At 59.8% G+C, this 20,487-nt stretch carries 22 protein-coding genes and 1 tRNA gene; 15 read left to right on the top strand and 8 right to left on the bottom strand.

Annotated elements, in window-relative coordinates:
• Window positions 1–26: 26 nt before the first annotated feature.
• The 5 genes from BD293_RS15735 to BD293_RS15715 are packed head-to-tail and all read left to right on the top strand — an operon-like array spanning window position 27 to window position 1,317.
• The gene (locus BD293_RS15735) at window positions 27–290 is read left to right on the top strand and encodes a hypothetical protein (protein WP_142083340.1); all 264 of its coding nucleotides are present in this window, start codon (window positions 27–29) and stop codon (window positions 288–290) included.
• Window positions 287–712, top strand: a complete 426-nt coding sequence (locus BD293_RS15730; RefSeq protein WP_142083338.1) for a hypothetical protein — start codon at window positions 287–289, stop codon at window positions 710–712. Before BD293_RS15735 ends, BD293_RS15730 begins: the two co-directional genes overlap by 4 nt.
• Window positions 709–936 (top strand): hypothetical protein, encoded by a 228-nt coding sequence (locus tag BD293_RS15725; protein WP_142083334.1) that lies wholly within the window; start codon window positions 709–711, stop codon window positions 934–936. The genes BD293_RS15730 and BD293_RS15725 overlap by 4 nt, the downstream gene beginning before the upstream one ends.
• Entirely contained in the window at window positions 933–1,145 is a 213-nt protein-coding gene (locus BD293_RS15720) for a hypothetical protein (RefSeq protein WP_142083332.1), read from the top strand. The genes BD293_RS15725 and BD293_RS15720 overlap by 4 nt, the downstream gene beginning before the upstream one ends.
• Entirely contained in the window at window positions 1,120–1,317 is a 198-nt protein-coding gene (locus tag BD293_RS15715; protein ID WP_142083330.1) for a hypothetical protein, read from the top strand. Before BD293_RS15720 ends, BD293_RS15715 begins: the two co-directional genes overlap by 26 nt.
• Before the next feature lie 140 nt (window positions 1,318–1,457).
• Here the strand turns inward: BD293_RS15715 and BD293_RS15710 are convergent.
• A tRNA-Leu gene (locus BD293_RS15710) sits at window positions 1,458–1,544 on the bottom strand.
• Between the two features lie 154 nt (window positions 1,545–1,698).
• Between BD293_RS15710 and BD293_RS15705 the strand changes: the two genes are divergently transcribed.
• A complete protein-coding gene (locus BD293_RS15705; protein WP_142083327.1) occupies window positions 1,699–2,685 on the top strand; it encodes a complex I NDUFA9 subunit family protein in 987 nt (328 codons plus the stop codon).
• 5 nt (window positions 2,686–2,690) lie between these two features.
• On the opposite strand, the gene BD293_RS15700 is transcribed toward BD293_RS15705, so the two are convergent.
• The 4 genes from BD293_RS15700 to BD293_RS15685 are packed head-to-tail and all read right to left on the bottom strand — an operon-like array spanning window position 2,691 to window position 5,052.
• Window positions 2,691–3,140, bottom strand: a complete 450-nt coding sequence (locus BD293_RS15700) for a MarR family winged helix-turn-helix transcriptional regulator (RefSeq protein WP_142083325.1) — start codon at window positions 3,138–3,140, stop codon at window positions 2,691–2,693.
• Window positions 3,137–3,982 carry a carbon-nitrogen hydrolase family protein gene (locus BD293_RS15695; RefSeq protein ID WP_142084672.1) on the bottom strand — a complete coding sequence of 282 codons (846 nt, stop codon included), beginning with the start codon at window positions 3,980–3,982 and terminating at the stop codon, window positions 3,137–3,139. Before BD293_RS15695 ends, BD293_RS15700 begins: the two co-directional genes overlap by 4 nt.
• Window positions 3,983–3,992: 10 nt before the next feature.
• Complete coding sequence (grxC, locus tag BD293_RS15690; RefSeq protein ID WP_142083322.1) at window positions 3,993–4,250, bottom strand: glutaredoxin 3; 258 nt, start codon at window positions 4,248–4,250, stop codon at window positions 3,993–3,995.
• 37 nt (window positions 4,251–4,287) lie between these two features.
• Window positions 4,288–5,052, bottom strand: coding sequence for a ComF family protein (locus tag BD293_RS15685; RefSeq protein ID WP_142083320.1), 765 nt, complete (start codon window positions 5,050–5,052; stop codon window positions 4,288–4,290).
• A gap of 32 nt (window positions 5,053–5,084) precedes the next feature.
• Here BD293_RS15685 and BD293_RS15680 point away from each other — a divergent pair, with 32 nt between their 5' ends.
• The gene (locus tag BD293_RS15680; protein ID WP_142084670.1) at window positions 5,085–5,927 is read left to right on the top strand and encodes a methyltransferase domain-containing protein; all 843 of its coding nucleotides are present in this window, start codon (window positions 5,085–5,087) and stop codon (window positions 5,925–5,927) included.
• A 74-nt stretch (window positions 5,928–6,001) separates the two neighbouring features.
• Window positions 6,002–7,102: a ferrochelatase gene (hemH, locus tag BD293_RS15675; RefSeq protein WP_142084668.1), complete on the top strand. Its 1,101-nt coding sequence runs from the start codon at window positions 6,002–6,004 to the stop codon at window positions 7,100–7,102.
• A gap of 134 nt (window positions 7,103–7,236) precedes the next feature.
• On the opposite strand, the gene BD293_RS15670 is transcribed toward hemH, so the two are convergent.
• On the bottom strand, window positions 7,237–7,437 hold the full coding sequence (locus BD293_RS15670) for a hypothetical protein (protein ID WP_142083317.1): 201 nt from the start codon (window positions 7,435–7,437) through the stop codon (window positions 7,237–7,239).
• Window positions 7,438–7,774: 337 nt separating this feature from the next.
• On the opposite strand from BD293_RS15670, the gene dalA reads away from it, so the two are divergent.
• Window positions 7,775–8,323, top strand: coding sequence for a divisome-associated lipoprotein DalA (gene dalA / locus BD293_RS15665; protein WP_142083315.1), 549 nt, complete (start codon window positions 7,775–7,777; stop codon window positions 8,321–8,323).
• Between the two features lie 64 nt (window positions 8,324–8,387).
• On the opposite strand, the gene trpA is transcribed toward dalA, so the two are convergent.
• Entirely contained in the window at window positions 8,388–9,179 is a 792-nt protein-coding gene (gene trpA / locus BD293_RS15660) for a tryptophan synthase subunit alpha (RefSeq protein ID WP_142083313.1), read from the bottom strand.
• 163 nt (window positions 9,180–9,342) lie between these two features.
• Between trpA and ychF the strand changes: the two genes are divergently transcribed.
• The 5 genes from ychF (at window position 9,343) to BD293_RS15635 (ending at window position 17,434) form a co-directional block, all read left to right on the top strand.
• Window positions 9,343–10,440, top strand: a complete 1,098-nt coding sequence (gene ychF / locus BD293_RS15655; RefSeq protein ID WP_142083311.1) for a redox-regulated ATPase YchF — start codon at window positions 9,343–9,345, stop codon at window positions 10,438–10,440.
• 108 nt (window positions 10,441–10,548) lie between these two features.
• Window positions 10,549–12,393 (top strand): sensor histidine kinase, encoded by a 1,845-nt coding sequence (locus BD293_RS15650; protein WP_142083309.1) that lies wholly within the window; start codon window positions 10,549–10,551, stop codon window positions 12,391–12,393.
• The gene (locus tag BD293_RS15645) at window positions 12,390–13,736 is read left to right on the top strand and encodes a sigma-54-dependent transcriptional regulator (protein ID WP_142083306.1); all 1,347 of its coding nucleotides are present in this window, start codon (window positions 12,390–12,392) and stop codon (window positions 13,734–13,736) included. The genes BD293_RS15650 and BD293_RS15645 overlap by 4 nt, the downstream gene beginning before the upstream one ends.
• A gap of 229 nt (window positions 13,737–13,965) precedes the next feature.
• Entirely contained in the window at window positions 13,966–14,940 is a 975-nt protein-coding gene (locus BD293_RS15640; RefSeq protein ID WP_142083303.1) for a TAXI family TRAP transporter solute-binding subunit, read from the top strand.
• A 100-nt stretch (window positions 14,941–15,040) separates the two neighbouring features.
• Window positions 15,041–17,434 carry a TRAP transporter permease gene (locus tag BD293_RS15635; protein WP_142083301.1) on the top strand — a complete coding sequence of 798 codons (2,394 nt, stop codon included), beginning with the start codon at window positions 15,041–15,043 and terminating at the stop codon, window positions 17,432–17,434.
• 118 nt (window positions 17,435–17,552) lie between these two features.
• On the opposite strand, the gene BD293_RS15630 is transcribed toward BD293_RS15635, so the two are convergent.
• The gene (locus BD293_RS15630) at window positions 17,553–19,100 is read right to left on the bottom strand and encodes a trimethylamine methyltransferase family protein (RefSeq protein WP_142084667.1); all 1,548 of its coding nucleotides are present in this window, start codon (window positions 19,098–19,100) and stop codon (window positions 17,553–17,555) included.
• Between the two features lie 328 nt (window positions 19,101–19,428).
• Here BD293_RS15630 and nadA point away from each other — a divergent pair, with 328 nt between their 5' ends.
• The gene (nadA, locus tag BD293_RS15625) at window positions 19,429–20,478 is read left to right on the top strand and encodes a quinolinate synthase NadA (protein ID WP_142084662.1); all 1,050 of its coding nucleotides are present in this window, start codon (window positions 19,429–19,431) and stop codon (window positions 20,476–20,478) included.
• Window positions 20,479–20,487 lie beyond the last annotated feature (9 nt).

Below are 20,487 nucleotides of genomic sequence, written 5' to 3'. Positions count from 1 at the left end.
AGTTTGCAGGTTAGCAAATGCCTACCATGCGCGCACGCATCATTCGACTGGAACAATCCCGCCCAAGCCATGCGGCGGATGCGCTGGACCTGTCACGGCTAGGCGATGCGGCGCTGCAAGCGATGGCCGACGCCTATGGGGCAACGCTCGATTGCCCCGCCAATTTCAATGGAGCGCTGCTATCGCGCTTAACCAATGCCAAAGCGGCGGGCACATTTCCGCAAAGCCTGTGCGATGCTGACCTTGTGGCAATCGTGCAAGCCAATGACGCGGCAAGGGGGCAGCCATGACCGACCGTAAAAGCGGACGAAATACGGATGGCACATTCACGGCGGGCAACCCCGGCAAGCCCAAGGGCACCCGCCACAAGGCCACACGGGCCGCGCTGGCGCTGCTGGATGGTGAAGCCGAAGCCTTGACCCGCAAGGCGGTGGAACTGGCGCTGGATGGCGACGGGGCGGCGCTGCGCCTGTGTCTGGAACGCATCGCCCCGCCAAGGCGTGACGCGCCTGTGACCTTTGACCTGCCCCTGATGCAATCGGCAGATGATGCAGCCAAAGCGGCGGGCGCGGTGCTGGATGCTGTGGCCAGTGGCGACCTGACCCCGCAAGAGGGCGCGCATATCATGGCGCTGGTGGAAACTTTCCGGCGCACGCTGGAAACGACCGAACTGGAAGCCCGCGTGGCGGCATTGGAAGAGGGCGCGGCGTGACCCTGCAAAAGCGAATTGACCGTCTGGAAGGGGCAACCGCGAAGCCTGCAAGCGGGCCATGCGCCATTGTGCGCGAAATCATGAAGCCCAGCGCAACGGGGTCGGAACTGGTGGCGCTGATGCTGCGCCCGCTGGATGGTGGCGGCGTGGTGCATATCGACCGCAACCCCGGCGAAGATGAAACCGCCCTGCGCGAACGGTTTGCAGCGATGTGCGCGACATGACCCTGCAAAGGCGACTTAACCGGCTGGAAAGCACATTGGCTGCGCGCCCGAACCCCGACGCGGCGGCAACCTTCGCGGCTCTGGCGGTGGCGCTCGACCGGATGGCGGAACGCAAGGCGGCGGGCTGTGGAACTGTGCAGCGCAAACTAGCGGCGCTGGTGGCATCATTAGACAGGGGCGACAATGGCAACGCTGCGCGCCCGACTTGACCGACTGGAAGGCAAGCGGGGCGCTGCTGGCGCTGGGCCTTGCGTAATTCTGATTTGCGACGCTTTAACCGGTGAACCGGGCGGGGCGCTGCTGATGGGTGGCGGCGGCTTGACCCGTGAAGCTGGCGAAAGTGCCGAAGCCTTCACGGCTCGGGCAACGGCTGGCGCGTAAATGGCGGTGCGCTTGCCTGACAATGGGCGCTGACATGCGAAAAGGCGTCAAGCGACGCACAAAGGGTGTATAATTAGGGGGATATGCGCAACCCGCCCAGCCAATTTTTCTATATAATTCAGCAAGTTAGCCGAAAAACATGGTGCCCAGGAGAGGACTCGAACCTCCACACCCTTACGAGTACTAGCACCTGAAGCTAGCGCGTCTACCAGTTCCGCCACCTGGGCAGGTTGCGTGCAGGCTCTTTATGGCGCTGGTCTGGCCGTGTCAACGGGGCTTGCATCCGAAAAGTGCAATCAGATTGAAAAAGCCAAGCCACCTTGTGGAACGGGACGCACGCAGGTATTCAGGCAGCGTTCACGAAAGCGGCGGAGTGCGCTCATGTCAAAGCTAGTTACCATCTACGGTGGTTCGGGATTTGTGGGTCGGTATATCGCGCGACGAATGGCGCAGGCCGGTTGGCGTGTGCGCGTTGCCGTGCGCCGCCCGAACGAGGCGCTGTTTGTCAAACCTTACGGCGCGGTCGGACAGGTCGAGCCTGTTTTCTGCAACATCCGAGACGATGCCTCGGTGCGGGCCGTGATGCAGGGTGCGGACGCTGTGGTCAATTGCGTCGGTATTCTGGTCGAGTCAGGGCGCAACAAATTCTCTGATGTTCAGTCAGATGGGGCTGGCCGTATTGCCCGCCTTGCGGCTGAAATGGGGGTCGAGAAGCTTGTGCAGATATCTGCGATTGGTGCAGATGCGCAATCCGACAGCCTGTATCAGCAGACCAAGGCCAAGGGCGAAGCCTTGGTGCTAGAGCAGTTTCCGAATGCCGTGATCCTGCGCCCCTCGGTGATCTTTGGGCATGAGGACCAGTTCTTCAACAGGTTCGCCGGAATGGCGCGGTTTTCGCCCTTCTTGCCGGTTGTGGGGCCAAATACGAAATTTCAGCCTGTCTATGTAGAAGATGTCGCCGCTGCTGCCGCAAAAGCGCTGACGGATACTGTATCGCCGGGAGTGTATGAGCTGGGCGGGCCGGATGTGGCCAGTTTCCGCGCCTTGATGGAAATGATGCTGTCAGAGATTCGCCGCAAGCGCGTGTTGCTGAGCATTCCGTTTCCGATTGCCAATGTGATGGGCGGCGCGCTGGATGTTGTTCAGGCCGTGACCTTGGGGCTGTTCTCGAACACGCTTCTGACGCGGGATCAGGTGCGCAACTTGCGGCGCGACAATGTTGTAGCGCAAGGCGCGCGTGGTCTGGAGGATCTGGGCATCACACCCACCCCCATGAGCACCGTTTTGCCAGCCTATCTTTGGTCCCATCGGCCCGGCGGGCAATATAAGGCGATCCACGAATCAGCGGCGCGGTTGCGCAAGGACTGAGCGCGCTAGACGCCATCCTCTTCGCCAAGGCGCATACGCAGGCTGCGCAAGACGGGGATTGTCTGGCGCACGATGTCTTCGCCCAATGTCTTGACGGCATCGTCTATCAGCGGTGTGATGGCGGCTAATGCGGCGTCGCGCGCCGCGCGTCCGGCGGGGCTGATCGCCACCATTTTGCGCCGTGCATCGTCCCAGTCCGGGCGGATATGCACATAACCTGCCCAATTCAACTTGTTCAGTGTGTTTGTCATGGCCCCGCGCGTGACATGGAACGCGCGCGCCAGCTCCGCCGGGCTAAGTTCTGTCCGTTGCCGCGCCAGCAGGTTCAGCACACCGAAATGCGACAACTCCATCCCCTTGGGCAAGACTTTTGACAGGCGGTTGCGCGCAAGCTGGTCGGCCATCAGCAATTCACTGAACAGCGCATTGGCCATATCCTTGCGCGGGTTTTTCATGGCGATTCATCCGGCAGGGCAAAGTCGCGGTCATGAAACAGCGCCGGCACGCGGTCACGGGCCTCGACCACGCGGGCAAGGTCAAGATTAACCAGCCCGACACCGGGCACGGTGCCCATATCCAGCAGCACCTCGCCCCAAGGGGCCACAGCCAGAGAATGCCCATGCGTGCTGCGTACGCGCTGCCCGTCAGATGCAGGATGCCGCCCTGTTTGTGCAGGGGCCAGCACGAAACAGCCCGTCTCGATGGCGCGTGCGCGCAGCAGTGTTTCCCAATGCGCGGCCCCTGTGATGGGGCTAAAGGCGGCGGGGACAGTCAGCACCACCGCACCCGCTTTGGCCAAGCTGCGGTACAAATGCGCGAATCGCAGGTCGTAGCAAATGCTCAGCCCGAATGCGGCAAGGGGCGTTTGTGCCACGACAGCTTTTGTTCCGGGCCGGAACCCGGCGGATTCGCGATATGTCTCGCTGGGCGAGACTTGTACGTCAAACATGTGAATTTTGTCGTAACGTGCGCGGATCGCGCCATCCGGGTCGATCAGGAACGACCGGTTGGCAAAGCGGCCATCTGCATCGCGCGTCTTGAGCGCAAGCGAGCCGATCAGCACCCAGATGCCCAAGGCGCGTGCCTCCTCGCGCAGCCCGGCAAGGGTTATGTCCTCGGCCTCGGTCTGCAAGACACGGTTCTGATTCGCGTTGCTGGTCGAGACGCAGTTTGTGACTTCCGGGGTGAGTGCCAGGGTTGCGCCCTGTGCGGCGGCCTGTTGCAGATAGCGGCGCGCCATCTCCAGATTAGTGGCCGGATTATCGCCGGAGGTCATCTGGATCAATGCCGCTGTCAGCCCCATAACCTCAGCCCTTCAGCAGGGCATCAAGATGGCCGGTCCGGTCCAGCGCATGCAACTCATCACAGCCGCCGACATGCGTGTCGCCGATGAAAATCTGTGGCACTGTGCGCGCACCGCCTGACCGCGACAGCATCTCGGCCCGCCGGTCTGGCTGGCGCGACAGGTCGATCTCGGTAAAGCTTGCGTCTTTCGCTTTCAGCAGTCGTTTTGCGGCATGGCAGAAGCCACATAGCGGAGAGGTATATATTTCAATCGGTTGCATCGCGCGCCCCTGTTCAGGATATGCGGCGCACTATAGTCTAACATTCCGATCTTGCAACGCGTGCAAGTGCGATTACCCGCACCGATGCCGCACCATATGCGCGGCAGGTTTCAGTGGCAGCGGAAAACGTAGCGCCAACTGTCATGACATCATCCACCAGCAGAATATGCCGTCCCGACAACCGGTGCCCTTGGCGCGGGTGTGGCGCAAAGGCCCCTTCGACATTTCCATAGCGCCCCGCACGTCCGCGCCCGTCCTGCGTGCCGGTATAGCGCGTGCGTGTCAGCAGGTCGGGACAATGCTCCAGCCCCAGTTCCTGCGCGATGGCCTTGCTCAGGATCGCGGCCTGATTGTAGCGTCGCTTCAGCAGGCGCAACCAATGCTGGGGAATCGGGGCAACCAGTGTGTGCGGCGCGAGTATTGGCGCTGCGGCGCGCGCCATCCAGCGCCCCGTCGGGCGGGCATAGTCCAACCGGTCATAGTATTTCAGGCCCAACAGGATTTGGCGTGCCTTGTCCCCATACATCATAACCGCGCGCCCCTGATCCCAAGACCGTGCAAGGGTCAGGCAGTCGTCGCAATGGACGGGCGTTGCGGTCTGCGTGCCGGGCAGGGGCGCGCCGCAACTGTCGCAGCACAGGCCGAAGATGAAAGGGGTTTGTGGCCAGCAGGTGCCGCACAGCGTGCCCTCCTCCTCGATCAATGTGTCGCAGGTCAGGCATTGTGGTGGATAGACCGCGCGCAACAGGCTATGCGCAAGGCCAGTCGCCTGCGCTTTGACATGCTGTGTCAGGTTTTGCATTCTGTCCGCCCCCGATTACATGGCCTTTCATGATGACCCATAGCCCACCAGAACTGGCAGACCGCGCCGCCCTTTTGCGCAACCGCGCCCGCGCAGGGGGTGAAAATTTCCTGCACACAATCGCGCATGAGGAACTCGCATTAAGACTGGCCGAGGTTAACAGACAGTTTACATCGCCCGCGATTGTGACCGGTCATCCGCAGCTTTGGGCAGATTTTCTGCCGGGGGCCGAACTTGTGCCCGATGATGCGGTTCTGGCATTGGAGGCGGGCGCGCATGATCTGGTGATCCATGCTATGGCGCTGCACTGGGCCGCAGACCCGGTGGGACAGATGGTGCAGGCACGGCGTGCGCTGCGTCCCGACGGGTTGTTTCTGGCGGTTCTGCCCGGCGGGCAGACCTTGGCCGAATTGCGCGCCTGTCTGGCACAGGCCGAAGCCGATATTAGCGGCGGGCTTAGCCCGCGCGTGGTGCCTATGGCCGAAATCCGCGACCTTGGCGGCTTGTTGCAGCGCGCGGGCCTTGCCATGCCCGTGGCCGACACGGTCAGCCAGCACGTGGCCTATCAGCGGATCGAGACGCTGTATGCGGATTTGCGCGCGATGGGGGAACGCAATGCGCTTGCGGCAAGACGTCGCAGCTTTACCCCGCGCACCGTCTTCGCGCGCGCAGCAGAGTTATACGCCGCCCATTACGCAGATGAGGCAGGCAGATTGCGTGCAAGCTTTGATCTTTTGTTCCTGACAGGCTGGGCCCCGGACTCCAGCCAGCCACGCCCCCTGCGCCCCGGTTCCGCGCAAGCACGCCTTGCAGATGCGCTGGGAACACAAGAAAGTCCGCTACCCGATCAGATCAAAATCCCGAGTAAAGATTGATTCCCGGCCAAAACCCTTTACATCACGAACAAATCCAGAAATGCGCCGGGAGATATGGTATGAAGGATACAGCCATGCTTGATGCAAAGCCAGATACCGCGACCGCACGATGCCCGATGCATATGGACCAGCCCGGCGAGGGGCGGCTTGAATTTGCACAGCCTGACCACCCGCCTGTGCCGCGGGCCAAAGTTGGTGTGCTGCTGGCCAATCTGGGCACACCAGACAACTATGATTACTGGTCCATGCGGCGCTACCTGAATGAATTTCTATCCGACAAGCGCGTGGTCGATTACCCCGCCTATCTGTGGCAGCCTTTGTTGCAACTGATTATCCTGACCAAGCGTCCCTTTACGTCGGGTGCGAATTACAAATCCATCTGGAACCATGACAAGGGCGAAAGCCCGCTTCTGACCATCACCAAGGATCAGACCGCACGACTGGCCGAACAGATCGCAGAGCGGATTGATAGCGACATCATGGTGGATTTCTGCATGCGCTACGGCAACCCGTCGACCAAGTCCAAGGTCGATGAAATGGTCAAGGCCGGATGCGACAGGATTCTGTTTTTCCCGCTCTATCCGCAATATGCGGGCGCAACCTCGGCCACTGCCTGCGACCAGTTCTTTCGCGCATTGATGGAGCAGAAATGGCAACCATCGGCGCGCACGGTAGGGGCGTATTGCGACCACCCGACTTACGTCAAGGCGCTGGCTGATTCGGTGCGCAAAACATACGACGCGATGGACGAAAAGCCAGAGGTTCTGGTCACGTCCTATCACGGGATGCCAAAGCGCTATCTGATGGAAGGCGACCCCTATCATTGCCAGTGTCAAAAAACGACTCGCCTGCTACGCGAGGAGTTGGGATGGGAAGAATCAAAGGTTCAGACCACATTCCAATCTGTTTTTGGCCGCGAAGAATGGTTGCGCCCGTACACAGTCGACCATGTCGCCGATCTGGCGCGGCAGGGAATCAAGCGTCTGGCTGTGGTTGCACCCGCCTTTTCAGCCGACTGCATCGAGACGCTGGAAGAGATCAACGAAGAGATTCGTGAAAGCTTTGAAGAGGCAGGCGGTGAACAATTCACCTATATTCCATGCCTGAATGACGATCCTGCGCATATCGCTGCGCTGACCGACGTGATCGAAGCAAACTTGCAAGGCTGGACCTGAACCCAACGCGCGATCTGAAACGCGGATGCGGGAAACTGCATCCACAAATTTTTTAGCGCGTGAGTTTGAAAAAATAAAAAGGTGGTGAGAATCATCTCACCACCTTTTAATCTGCGAATAACGCAGAAGACTGATTATTTCGCTGCAACTGCTGCAGCAACAATCAGAAGCAGCATGATCGGAACGATGATGCCGCCCGAAGAAGCTTTGGTTTCTTCAACAACTACTGCTGGCTCGATGACCGGCTCAGAGTATTTGCCCATTTTGCTGTGGCTTCCAGCGAATGCGGATGTAGCAGCGACGGACAGGGCAGCGGCGAGTGCGATTTTCTTCATAGTAACCTCCAGAACGTTGTTAACGCCATCCATTATGGCGCCAACTCCCAAGACGATGAGTCGTCGCTTTTCAAAACCATGTTATGATGCCAAGTTCAATCCTATGTGTTCTCAGGGAAACGTGCTTTCTGAAGACGTAGTCAAATTCGCAACACTTTTTCGCCTTGAACCCCATTTTCTGCATCTAAGCCAAGAGATTGCAGCAGCTTGGCGCGAATGCGACAACGGTGCAGGAAAGCCACGTGATGGGCCATCAATCCCCGGTTCACGCTCAGTTGTGTTTGAAAACCCGAAATGTAAAGGTTAAGCGTAGCGCAACCTATGAGGAAAATCAAAGATGTTTCGTTTGTTTGCGCTGTTAATGGTTGGCACCCTGACATTAGCCGCTTGTGATGTAGCCGGTCCCGTCGCCATGCGTACGGGTGCCGATGGAAGGCCGGTGCCTGTCGTATATCGAATCGCTGCGAGTGACGCGCCCCGCGTGCGCCAGCGTATGCAAGATGGTCTGAATACCATGCGGGCACAGAATGGCCTGCCGCCGTTGCAGCCGAATGCCCAACTGGCAAGTGCGGCCGCAACCCATGCTCAAGACATGTCCTTCCAAAGCCGCCCTTGGCATTGGGGTTCGGATGGATCAAGCCCAATGACCCGCGTAGAGCGCGCGGGCTATAGTGGCAATGTTGTTGGCGAGCTGATCTCAGAGACATTCGAGACCGAGTTCGAGACAGTCAACGCCTGGATGACCGAACCCGAAACACGGCAAGTCATTCTGGATCGCCGCGCCACCGAAGTTGGTGTGGGCTGGCATCAGGATGACAATGGCAAATTGTGGTGGACCGTTGTGCTGGGCGAGACGACAGGCAGCTTGCGCGTCGCCTCTCGCTAAGAAACCGCCACTATTCCCGACAGTTACAGGCCGCACCCGCAAGGGCGCGGCCTGACTTATTGCGTCACCCGCGATGCGCGCCTTCGGCCAGCGCGCGGACATAATCCAAAATAGCGTCAACCGGCTTGCCCGCTGCGATTTCCTTGATGATCGCAGAACCGACGACGCAGCCATCTGCAACACTTGCGATCTGCTCTGCCGTGTCCGGGGTCGAGATGCCAAAGCCCACAATCACCGGCAAATCCGTGGCGGCCTTGATTCGCGCCACTTCCGGGGCCACTTCGGTTGCCTGTGCGGCGGCAGCCCCTGTGATTCCGGTGATCGACACATAATAGACAAAGCCCGAAGTGTTTTGCAGCACTTTGGGCAAGCGGCGGTCATCGGTTGTGGGTGTTGCAAGCCGGATAAAGTTCAGCCCTGCCGCCTGCGCCGGAATGCACAACTCACTGTCTTCTTCGGGGGGCAGGTCAACAACGATCAACCCGTCCACCCCTGCGGATTTGGCATCCGTCAGAAAGCGCTCTACCCCGCGAATGTAGATCGGGTTGTAATAGCCCATCAACACAATCGGGGTTGTGGTGTTGTCTTCACGAAAGCGCCGGACCATTTCCAGCGTCTTTTCCAGTGTCTGCCCGGCTTCCAGCGCGCGTTGGCCTGCAAGCTGGATTGTGGGGCCGTCGGCCATCGGGTCGGTGAAGGGCACGCCCAGCTCGATGATATCGACGCCCGCGCCGGGCAGTCCTTTCATCACGGCCAGCGATGCCTCAAGATCAGGGTCGCCCCCCATGATATAGGAAACAAACGCCTTGCGGCCTTCGGATTTCAGCTTGGCGAATGTGGTGTCGATTCTGGTCATCTTGTCCTGTCCCTTGGGCCTGATCTGGGTTTGTGCGAAAAACGGCGGGGAATCAACCTTGCGCATGCATGTGTCTGTGCTTTCCCTGCACCACCTGCTCTTGTCTTGTGGCCTGTCTGACCCTACAAGCGCGGCGCTGGCATAACGCAAGGGGAACGCGGTCATGGGCTTCAAAATGGGAATTGTTGGTCTGCCAAATGTTGGCAAATCCACCTTGTTCAATGCGCTGACCCGCACTGCTGCTGCACAGGCTGCGAATTTTCCCTTCTGCACGATTGAACCCAATGTGGGTGATGTGGCCGTTCCCGATGACCGCCTGCAAAAGCTGGCCGAAATCGGCAAATCGCGCGAGGTGATTCCCACGCGCATGACCTTTGTCGATATTGCGGGCCTTGTGCGCGGTGCCTCCAAGGGCGAGGGTTTGGGCAACCAGTTTCTGGCCAATATCCGCGAAGTGGATGCCATCGCCCATGTGCTGCGCTGCTTTGAAGATGATGATGTGACCCATGTCGAGGGCAAGATCGACCCTGTTGCCGATGCTGAAACCATCGAAACCGAGTTGATGATCGCGGATATGGACTCGATTGAAAAGCGTCTGGCCAACCTGTCTCGCAAAATCCGGGGGGGCGAGAAAGACGCGGTCGAGCAGGACAAGCTGTTGCGCCGCGCGCTGGAAGCGCTGGAAGCAGGCAAACCCGCCCGCACGGTCGATGTGGCCGAGGATGAGCAGAAAAACTGGCGCATGTTGCAATTGCTGACCTCCAAGCCGGTTCTGTTCGTGTGCAATGTCGAAGAATCTTCGGCGGGTGAGGGCAATGCGCTATCCGCCCGCGTGGCCGAGATGGCCGCAGCCCAAGGTGCCGCACATGTCGTCATTTCCGCCCAGATCGAGGAAGAAATCAGCCAGTTGGACGCGGAAGAGGCCGAGATGTTCCTGTCCGAGATGGGATTGGAAGAACCGGGGCTGGACCGGCTGATTCGTGCTGGCTATGCGCTGTTGGGCCTGCACACGTATTTTACGGTTGGCCCGAAAGAAGCCCGCGCCTGGACGATTCCAAAGGGAACGCTGGCGCCGCAGGCCGCAGGTGTCATTCACGGTGATTTTGAGCGCGGTTTTATCCGCGCGGAAACTGTTGCCTATCCCGACTACATCGCCTGCAATGGCGAGGCGGGCGCGAAAGAAGCGGGCAAATTCCGCATTGAGGGCAAGACCTATGAGGTCAAGGATGGCGATGTGCTGCATTTCCTGTTCAATACCTGAGCCTGTGCCCTGATCCCTTTGCGCACTGCACCGGCGTTGCGCATCATGCATCGTTATACGATGATGAACGCCTGTGATTCGGGACTGGACTTGCCACGGGTGATGCGGATGCAGCGGCCTTCTGTCGTAAAGCTGTCGGTGCTGATGATATTCTGCCTCGCTGTGGTGGCAGGGTTAAGCTGGGTTGCCCATTATCAGACCCGCGCAAAGGCGTTCCATGAATTGCATGATCGCGGGCAGAACACGCTGAGCCTTGCTGAATCCAGTCTGCGCGGACAATTGGCGCGGTTCGAGCGGCTGCCGGAACTGTTGGCCGATCAGCGCGCAATCCGGTCACTGTTGCTGTCGCCGACAAATCCCGATGTGGTTCTGGCGGCAAACATGTATCTGCGCGACACGGCAGAACTGCTGGGCGCGTCTGATGTCTATGTCATGTACCGCGACGGGGTGACGCTTGCAGCGTCGAATTTCGATCAACCCCATAGTTTCGTTGGCGGAAACTTCGCCTTTCGCCCCTATTTCTTCGATGCCATGCGTCATGGCGAGGGGCGCTTTTATGCACTTGGCACCACCTCGGACAAGCGCGGCTATTATTTTGGCGCACCGATAGATGTGGCAGGTCAGCGGCGCGGGGTGCTTGTCATCAAGATCGATGTTGACGAGATCGAGCAGGCTTGGGCCTCGGATGATCTGCGTATTCTGGTGACGGACCCTGAAAACATCATTTTTCTGTCTAATCGCCCTGACTGGCTGTTCCACGCTTTTGGTGAACTGACCCCCGAACGATTGGCGCGCACGCAAGAAACCCGCCGCTATGCCAATGCCACGATTGGCGAGATAGAGTATCGCGCCCGGACTGACCGGCATGGCTTTCGGCTGCTGACCGGGCCGGGTAGCGAAGTCGACGCGTCCGAATATCTGGTTGTCGCGCGCGGGATGCCGCAAGCGGATTGGGTCGTGCAGGTCTTGTTGCCAACACGCGCGGCGCGGGTGCAGGCCGCCGCCAGCGTTGCGATCGGGTTGTCGCTTGCAGGGATCGTCGCGCTGCTGGGGCTGATTGTCTGGCAACGGCGACGCCAGCTTGCCATGCGGCTGGCAATGGAACAGGCCGCCAAGGATGATCTGGAACGCCGTGTCGCGCAGCGCACATGGGAATTGCGCGACGCCAATATCGCGCTGGAAGACGAAGTGGCGGAACGGCGCGCAACCGAAGAACAGTTGCGCAAAACCCAGTCGGAACTGGTGCAGGCGGGCAAGCTGGCCGCCCTTGGCCAGATGTCCGCAGCCCTCAGCCACGAGTTCAACCAACCGCTTGGGGCCGCGCGCAACTATGCCGAGAATGCGCAGCTTCTGCTGGACCGCGACCGCCGCGATGAGGCGCGCTCGAATATTGACCGGATCGTCGGTATGATCGACCGGATGACGCGCATCAGTCGTCATTTGCGCAATTTCGCCCGCAAGCCGAACCAGCAGCTGCGCATTGTGCCACTGGCCGAGGCTGTCGTCGCTGCACAAGAGCTGTTGGGCTGGCGTCTTGCCAAGGCAGGCGTGACGCTGGAGGTTGATCTGGGGGATCTGCCGCTGCATGTGACGGGTGGGCCGGTGCGGTTGCAGCAGGTTCTGGTCAACCTTCTGAGCAACGCGATTGATGCAGTGGAAGGGGGGGCAGACAAGCGCTTGCACCTGTGCGCGCAGCAATCGGGCGATCTGGTGCAGATTACCTTGCGCGATCACGGGCCGGGTGTGCCGGACGGGTTGCAGGCGCGCATATTCGACCCGTTCTTCTCGACCAAGGAAGTGGGCAAGGGCCTTGGGCTGGGCCTGTCGATTTCCTACAACATCGTGCGCGATTTCGGGGGCCGCTTGTCGATGCGCAATCACCCTGAGGGCGGCGCGGAGTTCCTGCTAGAGTTGCAGGCCGCCACATACCCCGCCGTCGAGGCTGCGCAATGAGTGGCGCACCGCTGGTCTTGTTGGTGGATGATGACGCTGATCTGCGCGCCTCGACCGAGCAGGCACTGGATCTGGCCGGCTTGTCGGTGAAAGGGTTGCCCGACGCGGAATCCGCACTCGAACGGATCACAGCCGGATTTACCGGTGTGGTCATCACCGATATCCGTATGCCGGATATGGACGGTCTGACGCTGATGACCCGCATTCATGAAATTGATGGCGATATCCCTGTCATCCTGATTACAGGGCATGGGGATGTGCCCCTTGCTGTGCGCGCGATGCGCGAAGGGGCGCATGATTTCATTGAAAAGCCCTTCTCTGGCGCGCAACTGGCCACGATCGCCGCGCGCGCGCTTGGCTATCGTGAGTTGGTGCTGGACAATCGCCGCCTGCGCGCTGTCGCAGGGCAGGCGGATGATCTGGAGGCCCGCCTGGTGGGGCGCTCCAACGCGATGATCGCGCTGCGCCGTCAGGTGCGCACGGTAGGCCCCTCGGATGCGGATGTGCTGATTATCGGCGACACTGGCACCGGCAAGGAAGTGGTCGCGCGCGCACTGCATGACCTGTCCGCCCGCTCGGCGCGCCCGTTTGTTGCAATCACCTGCTCTGCCCTGCCCGATACCTTGATTGAATCGGAATTGTTCGGCCATGAAGCGGGTGCCTTTCCCGGTGCGATTCGGGCGCGTATGGGCAAGTTCGACCATGCACGAGGCGGCACTATCTTGCTGGACGATATCGGGGCCATGCCAATGGCGCTTCAGGGCAAGCTGTTGCGGGTGTTGCAAGACAGGGTCATCACGCCCTTGGGCTCAAACGTGCAGCACGATCTGGATCTGCGGTTCATTGCAACCAGCCGCGTGCCGCTGGAACCCGAAGTCGAGGCGGGGCGTTTTCGGGCGGATTTGCTGTATCGGCTGAATGCCGTCAGCCTGCGCCTGCCGCCCTTGTCAGAACGGGTCGAGGATATTCCGGCGCTGTTTGCGCGCCTGCTGGCCGAAGCCTGCGCACGTCACCGGCTGCCCGCGCGTGCGGTCAGGCCGGAATTTCTGGCTGAACTTTCGCGCGCTGAATGGCCCGGCAATGTGCGCGAGCTGCGCAATATGGCCGAACGCCACGCGTTGGGGCTGGAGCGTGACCAGCACAGCGATGACACCGCCGTTGAGGCCCGCAGTCTGGCCGAACAAATTGCCATGCATGAACGCAAATTGCTGGTGGATGCGCTGATCCGGCATCGTGGCGCGCTCAAGCCCGTTTATGAAAGTCTGGGCCTGTCGCGCAAAACACTGTATGATAAGCTGGTCAAATACGGGATCGACAAGGCCCATTTCCAAGGTCAGGCATAAGGGCACGCGGCACAGCCGCGCGGGATTATGTGTGTATATCGACACATACGCCCGCCTTGATGTGTGGTTTTCTACCCACTCAGCCCGCCGTTGGCGCTAACAGTGCCAATTTAATTCCAGACTCTGCTTGCATTTGCGCGCGCGGGGCCATTTCATCCCCTGTGTGTCGGTTAACCCTTGGAGGGGGTTTTCTGAACAGCACTACACGCAAACCAAGGGGAGGTTTCCTATGCGTTATACCAATTTTGCGGCTTTGGCCGCTGCAGCCGTCATGTCAATGTCCATGGCGCAAGCTCAGGATCGTGACGGCTGGCCGTCCGACCTGACTGTCGGCACTGCCAGCCAAGGTGGTGTCTATTTCGTTTATGGCAACGGTCTGGCGTCGTTCATCTCGGAAGAGCTGGGCATCAGCGCAAGTGGCGAAGTCACAGGCGGCCCTGTGCAGAACGTCACACTTCTGCAAATGCAGGAACATGATATCGGCCTTGTTACTATGGGTCCGATGTTCGAAGCATGGAACGGCGAAAGCGAACTCGCTCCGGGTCTGGAGCACCGCGATGTGCGCGCCCTGTTCCCGATGTATGAAACCCCGTTTCAGGGTATCGCTCTGGCCAGCCAGAACATCAGTTCGGTCGGTGATCTGGCAGGCAAGCGCGTCAGCGTTGGTCCGGCAGGCGGCACACCCGGCACCTATTGGCCGCGCATCCTTGAAGCGCTTGATGTCGAGGCAAATGTGTCCTTCGCAGGTGCAGCCGATGCGGCAAGCCAGTTGCAGGACGGCCTGATCGACGCGTTCGTCTTTGCGGCGGGCGTTCCGATTTCTGCCTTCTCGCAGCTTGCAGCAGAAGCGGATGTGCGCACCTTCACCTTCTCGGATGACGAGCACGCCGCCATTCTAGAGGCATTCCCCGAAGTGGCGCCTTTCACCATTCCGGGCGGTTCCTACACTGTTCAGGACGAAGACCAGCAGTCGGTTGCAATGTGGAACTTTGCCGTAGCGCATTCTGACATGCCCGAAAGCATGGCCTATGAAATCACCAAGCTGGTGATGGAAAACAATGACCGCATGATGCAGATCCACGCAGCAGCGGCGGCCACTTTGCCTGAAAACTACACCAATAACAGCTTTCTGCCCTATCACCCCGGCGCTGTGCGTTGGTTTGAAGAAAACGGGTATGATATCCCGGAAGAGCTGAAAGACTGAGCCTTTGACGCTCGACCAACATAGACAAAAGGCCGCCCTGTGCGGCCTTTTGTGCAAGCAGTTGCATACGCTCGGTCGCCACAGGGACGGAACATAAACAATGACACAACCACAGGAACAGATTGACCCCCTTGAGAACCCCCCGGAGAATATTGCCGAAGGGGTGGACCGCGAAATCATCATGTCAAACCAGCGCGTGCCACCGGGCACACTGGGCTGGCTGTTGGCTTTGGGCTGCATTCTGTACACCGCGTTTCATATAGGCGCGATGAATGTCTATCCGCTGGAAACATGGGTCTATCGTCTGAGTCATGTCACAGGCGGGCTGATCCTGGGCTTTCTGCTGTATTCTGCAACGGTTTTTCCTGAAACCAATGATGACAGCGAGGGGCGTTCGCTGCCCGAGATGGTTCTTGTGGGTTTGGCACTTCTGGGTGTCGGCGTGGCCTTTGTGCAGATTGTCTGGGCCGTGGCGACAGGCGATCTGATCCCGACCGGCGCACCGGCGGACCAGATGAAATATACCTTTGGCTGGCCGCTGATTGCGGGCACGTCGCTGGCCCTTCTGGCAAGCTGGCTGTTTCCGGGGCGCAACCGCACGCGGATTGCGCTGTCCGATGTGATCCTTGCCCTCGCTGCGCTGACGGTGGGCATTTATATCGTTGCCCATGCGGGCTTTTTGCGCAATCGCGCAGGGGTCTTTCCGCATGTCAACGATATGTATGCGGCCATCGCCGGGATCATCCTTATTCTGGAACTGACGCGCCGCCTTGCGGGGCTGGCGCTGGTGGTGATTGTGGCCGTGTTCATCGCCTACGGGTTTCTTGGGCCGTGGCTGCCGGGCTTTCTGAACCATCGCGGCTACAGCCCTGAGCGCTTCTTTGCGCGCATCTACACAGATATCGGGGTGCTGGGGCCGACAACGGCGGTGTCCTCTACCTATATCATCCTGTTTATCACCTTCGCGGCCTTCTTGCAGGCCAGCCGCGTGGGCGAGTATTTCATCAACTTCGCCTTTGCCGCGGCTGGTGGCGCGCGGGGCGGGCCTGCGAAAGTGGCGATTTTCGGCTCTGGCCTGATGGGGATGATCAACGGCACATCGGCGGGCAATGTGGTGTCCACCGGGTCGCTGACCATTCCGCTGATGAAGAAAGTGGGCTACCGGCCCCAGACCGCAGCCTCGGTCGAGGCCGCCGCCTCATCCGGCGGGCAAATCCTGCCGCCGATCATGGGGGCGGGTGCCTTCATCATGGCCGAGATTACGGGCATTCAATACCGCGAAATCGTGATTGCCGCTGTCATTCCGGCGGTGCTGTATTTCATGTCGGTCTATTTCATGGTCGATAAGGAAGCGCTGAAGAAAGGCATGAAGGGCCTGCCGCGCTCGCAACTGCCGAAATTCCGCGAGATGGCGAAACATGCTTATTTGTTCATCCCCATCGTCATGCTAATCGGCGCGCTCTATGTCGGCTATTCGGTCATTCGCGCAGGCACCTATTCCATGATCGCAGCCTTTGCGGTCAGCTATATCCGTGTTCTGGTGGATGGGCGCGAGGATGGCATCTGGAACCATCTGATGGGCCTGATCCTGTGCGTGCTGGCGCTGATGCCGCTGGTTGTCGGTGGTCAGATATTGGTTGATGGCTGGGGCGACGGGACAACGATGCAACTGGTCGTCTCGATCCTGATCAGTGCGGTGTCCATCTTTGGCATTGTGATGACGTTGCGGCTGAACTCGCCCAAATCGGCGGGCATTGCCAAGGCGGTCGAGCATTTCCGCATGATTCCCTTCGCGCTGGAAATCGCGGCCAAGATGTCGCTGCAACTGGTCGCCGTCTGTGCCGCAGCCGGGGTGATCGTGGGGATTATTGCGATTACCGGCATTGGCGTGCGCCTGTCGGGCGTGTTGATGGCGATTGCGGGGCAAAGCCAGTTGCTCGCGCTGTTCTTTGCGATGTGTGTGGCGATTATCCTTGGCATGGGCATGCCCACCACGGCGGCCTATGCCGTGGCAGCCAGCGTTATCGCACCGGGCCTGATCCGCATGGGAATTGAACCGCTGACCGCACACTTCTTCATCTTTTACTATGCGGTCATGTCAGCGATCACCCCGCCAGTGGCGCTTGCGGCCTATGCAGGGGCGGCCATTGCGCAATCTGATCCGATGAAAACATCGGTCGAGGCGTTCAAGATCGGGCTTGCGGCCTTTGTGGTGCCGTTCATGTTCTTCTACAGTTCCTCCTTGCTGATGCAGGGCGAGGCGTTGGAGATCATCCATGTGTTCGTGACGGCGTCCTTGGGCATCTACCTGCTGGCCTCGGCGGTGCAGGGGTGGTTGTTCGGACTGATTGGCTGGCCATTGCGTGTGATTGTTGGCGTGGCCGCGCTGTCGATGATCGCGGGCGGCTGGACCTCTGACCTGATCGGGCTGGGTGTTGCAGGGGCTGTGTTTGCCTATCAGCGCTTTGTGGCAAAGCCTGCTGCGACCGTCTGAGCGCCGCTTTGAATGAAAACACCCCGCCCCGGCATGACAGCCGGGGCGGGGTTTTGTTTGTGTGGTGAACGCTTACGCCCCCTGCGCGGCTTTGCGCGCAAGCATAAAAGTGTAGCTCTTATCCAAACGCGTCCGGTTCTGACGCCTTGCGCTGGTCGATATAGGTTTGCAGCGCTTCGGAAATGCTGGGGTCCAGCATCGGTTGCTGGTAATCGCCCAGCAGCTTGGCAACCCGAACGCTGGCAAGCGCCTGCGTGTCGCGCGCGCCATCTTCGTCCCATGTCTCGAACGGTTTATAATCCAGCAGGTCAGACCGCCAGAAGGCATCCTTGAAATTGTCCTGCGTGTGCTGGCAGCCAAGAAAATGCCCGCCGGGACCAACTTCGCGCAAGGCATCCATCGCCTGCCCGTTTTCCGACATATCGACCCCGCGCGCCATATGGTGCAGCGCGCCCAACTGGTCGGCATCCATCACGAACTTCTCGTAGGACGACACCAGCCCCCCTTCCAGCCAGCCGCAAGCGTGGAGCATGAAATTGACGCCAGACAGAAGCGCCATGTTCAGGCTGTTGGCGGTTTCATATCCCGCCTGCGCATCGGGCAATTTCGAGCCGCAAAACGACCCGCCAGACCGGTAGGGCAGCTTCAATCGCCGCGCCAGTTGCCCCGCACCATAGGTGATCAGTGACGCCTCTGGCGTGCCGAAAGTGGGCGCACCGCTGTTCATGTCGATTGACGTGACAAATGCGCCCATAATGACCGGCGCGCCGGGGCGCACCAATTGGGCATAGGCCACACCGGCCAGCACTTCGGCCAGCACTTGCGTCAGCGTGCCGGCCACTGTGGTGGGCGCCATCGCACCGCCCACGATAAAGGGCGAAATGATGCAGGCCTGGTTTGCCTTCGCATAGATCTCCAGCGCACCGATCATCACTGAATCGAATGTCAGCGGCGAGTTGATGTTGATAAGCGAGGTCATGACCGTGTTCTGGTCAACAAAGTCTGACCCGAACAGGATTTTGGCCATCTCGACCGAATCGGCCGCGCGCACAGGTTCCGTGACCGACCCCATAAAGGGCTTGTCCGAATACAGCATATGCGCCTGAATCATATCCAGATGGCGTTTGTTCACGGCCACATCTGTCGGCTCGCACACAGTGCCGCCCGAATGGTGCACCCATTTCGACATATAGCCCAGCTTCACGAAATTGCGGAAATCTTCCATCGTGGCATAGCGCCGCCCGCCCGCTGCATCGCGCACGAAAGGGGGGCCGTAGACCGGGGCCAGCACCAGATTGCGCCCGCCAATCTCGACATTGCGGGCCGGATTGCGGGCGTGCTGGGTAAAGCTGGCGGGGGCGGTGGCGCAAAGCTGGCGCGCCAACCCGCGCGGAATGCGCACACGCTCGCCGGTGACTTCGGCACCTGCCGCACGCCAGCGGTCAAGGGCTTCGGGGTTGTCCACGAAACTCACCCCGATTTCGGCCAGCACGGTTTCTGCATTTGCCTCGATGATGGCAAGTGCTTCTTCGTTCAGCACGTCCAGATTGGGGATGTTGCGCTCGATATAGCGCGCGGTTTCAATGCTGACCGCTGTGCGCGCGGCGCGTCGTGCCGCACCGCCACCGGATGCGCGCCCGCGCCGCACACCTGCTGTCTGGGCCATCTCGGTTGCTGGTTCCGCCATGATTGGACACTCCTTCTTGCCCTGCGCGATGGCAGGTTCGATGCTGCTTGTTACCGCCTGACTTTGCCGCCGACTGGCCAGTTTGCGGCGCTCTGGGGTGCAAAGCGACATCTTGACCGCCCTTGTGTTGCTGGACATGAGCGCGCGAAGGGATTATCTGCCTTGCGAACCGGTGTATCTGCGAAAACGGGTCCAGTGCGCCTTGTCCATTTTCTGCCTGCAAATGCAGGTATTCCTTGATCTCCCGTCAGTGATGCCCAAATACAGCCCGCCCGACTGGGACGCTGAAAGTGATCGGAGCCTTGCCATGCTGGATATGCCCGCCATCCGTCAGGACTTGAAGACAGTTTATGACCTTGCCCCAAATCCGGATATGGCAGCGCAGATGTCGGCAGAATACGCCCGCATGTCGCGCGTTGTCTCGCCTGTCGATTGGGCCATTCACGCGCCTTATGTTGCCGCGATCAACGCTCTGAAGCGCGAATGCAACGCCACCATTCTGGCGCATAACTACATGACGCCTGAAATCTATCACGGCATTGCCGATGTGGTGGGCGATTCGCTGCAATTGGCGGTAGAGGCAACGCGCACAAGCGCGGATGTGATCGTGCAATGCGGTGTGCATTTCATGGCCGAGACATCCAAAATCCTGAATCCCGCCAAGATCGTGCTGATGCCGGACATGGCGGCAGGCTGTTCACTGGCCGAAAGCATCACCGCGACAGGCGTGGCCGAGATGCGCGCAAAATATCCCGGCGCGCCGGTTGTGTCTTATGTGAACACCACCGCCGAGGTGAAGGCCGCATCCGACATCTGCTGCACCTCGTCCAACGCTGTCCAGATCATTCGCGCGCTGGATGCCGATACGATCATCATGACGCCCGACAAGTATCTGGCGCAGAATGTGGCCGCACTGGTGCCCGAAAAGCGCATTGTCTGGTGGGATGGGTCATGCATCGTGCATGAACAATACACCGCGCAGGATATCCGCGATTTCCGCGACTGGAACCCCGGCACGCGCATTATCGCGCATCCCGAATGCCCCCCCGATGTGGTGGCCGAGGCCGACTTCTCCGGCTCGACCAAAGGTATTCTGGACTATGTAAGCGCCGAGCGGCCAGAGCGCGCGATGCTGGTGACAGAATGTTCTATGGCGTCGAACATCTCTGACGCGCATCCAGATGTCGAATTTATCGGGCCGTGCAATATGTGCCCGTATATGAAGAAGATCACCTTAGAGAAAGTGTTGTGGTCCCTGCACACGATGACCACGCAAGTAGAAGTGGCACCCGACATTGCCGACAAGGCGCGTCTGGCCGTGCAGCGCATGATTGACCTTTCGGCAGCGAGCACCTGATCCGTGATC

It is taken from the genome of Roseinatronobacter monicus, assembly GCF_006716865.1.
In the GTDB taxonomy this organism is placed as follows: Bacteria; Pseudomonadota; Alphaproteobacteria; order Rhodobacterales; family Rhodobacteraceae; genus Roseinatronobacter; species Roseinatronobacter monicus.
This window is presented reverse-complemented; position numbering and strand designations above follow the sequence as displayed.

Excerpts from the sequence above, each read along its gene's own strand:
- BD293_RS15735 (WP_142083340.1), top strand. The coding sequence starts at position 27 with ATGCGCGCACGCATCATTCGACTGGAACAATCCCGCCCAAGCCATGCG.
- BD293_RS15730 (WP_142083338.1), top strand. The coding sequence starts at position 287 with ATGACCGACCGTAAAAGCGGACGAAATACGGATGGCACATTCACGGCG.
- BD293_RS15720 (WP_142083332.1), top strand. The coding sequence starts at position 933 with ATGACCCTGCAAAGGCGACTTAACCGGCTGGAAAGCACATTGGCTGCG.
- BD293_RS15715 (WP_142083330.1), top strand. The coding sequence starts at position 1,120 with ATGGCAACGCTGCGCGCCCGACTTGACCGACTGGAAGGCAAGCGGGGC.
- BD293_RS15705 (WP_142083327.1), top strand. The coding sequence starts at position 1,699 with ATGTCAAAGCTAGTTACCATCTACGGTGGTTCGGGATTTGTGGGTCGG.
- BD293_RS15700 (WP_142083325.1), bottom strand. The coding sequence starts at position 3,140 with ATGAAAAACCCGCGCAAGGATATGGCCAATGCGCTGTTCAGTGAATTG.
- grxC (WP_142083322.1), bottom strand. The coding sequence starts at position 4,250 with ATGCAACCGATTGAAATATATACCTCTCCGCTATGTGGCTTCTGCCAT.
- BD293_RS15685 (WP_142083320.1), bottom strand. The coding sequence starts at position 5,052 with ATGCAAAACCTGACACAGCATGTCAAAGCGCAGGCGACTGGCCTTGCG.
- BD293_RS15680 (WP_142084670.1), top strand. The coding sequence starts at position 5,085 with ATGACCCATAGCCCACCAGAACTGGCAGACCGCGCCGCCCTTTTGCGC.
- hemH (WP_142084668.1), top strand. The coding sequence starts at position 6,002 with ATGCTTGATGCAAAGCCAGATACCGCGACCGCACGATGCCCGATGCAT.
- BD293_RS15670 (WP_142083317.1), bottom strand. The coding sequence starts at position 7,437 with ATGAAGAAAATCGCACTCGCCGCTGCCCTGTCCGTCGCTGCTACATCC.
- dalA (WP_142083315.1), top strand. The coding sequence starts at position 7,775 with ATGTTTCGTTTGTTTGCGCTGTTAATGGTTGGCACCCTGACATTAGCC.
- trpA (WP_142083313.1), bottom strand. The coding sequence starts at position 9,179 with ATGACCAGAATCGACACCACATTCGCCAAGCTGAAATCCGAAGGCCGC.
- ychF (WP_142083311.1), top strand. The coding sequence starts at position 9,343 with ATGGGCTTCAAAATGGGAATTGTTGGTCTGCCAAATGTTGGCAAATCC.
- BD293_RS15650 (WP_142083309.1), top strand. The coding sequence starts at position 10,549 with ATGCAGCGGCCTTCTGTCGTAAAGCTGTCGGTGCTGATGATATTCTGC.
- BD293_RS15645 (WP_142083306.1), top strand. The coding sequence starts at position 12,390 with ATGAGTGGCGCACCGCTGGTCTTGTTGGTGGATGATGACGCTGATCTG.
- BD293_RS15640 (WP_142083303.1), top strand. The coding sequence starts at position 13,966 with ATGCGTTATACCAATTTTGCGGCTTTGGCCGCTGCAGCCGTCATGTCA.
- BD293_RS15635 (WP_142083301.1), top strand. The coding sequence starts at position 15,041 with ATGACACAACCACAGGAACAGATTGACCCCCTTGAGAACCCCCCGGAG.
- BD293_RS15630 (WP_142084667.1), bottom strand. The coding sequence starts at position 19,100 with ATGGCCCAGACAGCAGGTGTGCGGCGCGGGCGCGCATCCGGTGGCGGT.
- nadA (WP_142084662.1), top strand. The coding sequence starts at position 19,429 with ATGCTGGATATGCCCGCCATCCGTCAGGACTTGAAGACAGTTTATGAC.